Consider the following 1032-nt stretch of genomic DNA (forward strand, 5'->3'; position numbering starts at 1 on the left):
GGCGGCATGCCTGGCGGCATGGGCGGCGGCGGCATGGGCGGTATGGGCGGTATGGGCGGCATGGATTTCTAATCTAGCTCTGGCAGCTTTCGCAACGAGAGGGCGGCAGCAATGCCGCCCTTTTTTGCGAACCTCGGTCCGATAAACGATCGGCGCCAACGCCGGCCTCGGCGTTAGCGCAACCTCAAAGAGAACTGTCGAGTTGGTTGCGCGCGGCTTTTGCGTCATCAGAGGCGCAAGGCGGTCGCGTGTGAGGATTGCGCGCTCCCATGGGCGGTTTCGGCATGTGCCTCGCCTTCGACATCGGCATTGCGGCCAAGCAGGAAATCGGCGGCTTTCGAGGCATGGCTTGCGGCGCGGAAGATGGCGCGGTTGTCCTCGCGCAAAACCGTCAGCCATGAGCCGATGTAGTCGGCATGGCGCACGGTCGGCTCGATGCCGAGACTGCTGCAAATGAAGGCTGATGCGATTTCGGCGACCAGTTCCTCGCGCGCATAGGTGTTGGACCCGAAGGAGCCGGACAGGTCGCGCGCGAGTCGCGTCGGGTGGCCGGTCCAGTGGCCAAGCTCGTGAAAGCAGGTCCGGTAATAGTCGATCTGGTGGAAGAAAGCCGGCTGTGGCGGCACCTGTATGGTGTCGCTGCCGGGCATGTAGAAAGCGCGCTCGCCGCCGATGCGAAAATCAGCGCCGGTTGCATGAATGAGCGCCTCGGCCTGCGGGACCATCTCGCGCTCAGGCAGAGGCTCGCCGGCGGCGTAAAGATGTTCGGGCAGATTATCGCACTGCGCGACATTGAAGACGGTAAAGCGCTTCAGGAAGGGCACCGCCTGCGGTTCGTCGCCATCGGTGTCGGCGCGTTGCTTTTCGTTCTTGGGAACAAAGCGGTCAGCGTGAACGATGGTGGTGCCGTGCTCACCCTTCCTGACATTGCCACCTAGGGAAAGCGCCTGCCGGAAGGTGAGCCAGTTCTGGCTGGGGAAACCGCGATCGATGACCCCGCCCCACAGGATCAGGATATTGATGCCGGAATAT

1 protein-coding gene is annotated in these 1032 nt (G+C 62.7%); it reads right to left on the bottom strand.

The genetic code is table 11. The annotated features are described in order from the left end of the window. Window positions 1–227: 227 nt before the first annotated feature. Window positions 228–1032 (bottom strand): zincin-like metallopeptidase domain-containing protein (locus E5W87_RS35380; protein WP_292408590.1); only part of this gene is annotated, 805 nt, incomplete at its 5' end.

Source organism: Mesorhizobium sp. (genome assembly GCF_004962925.1).
Lineage (GTDB): Bacteria > Pseudomonadota > Alphaproteobacteria > Rhizobiales > Rhizobiaceae > Mesorhizobium.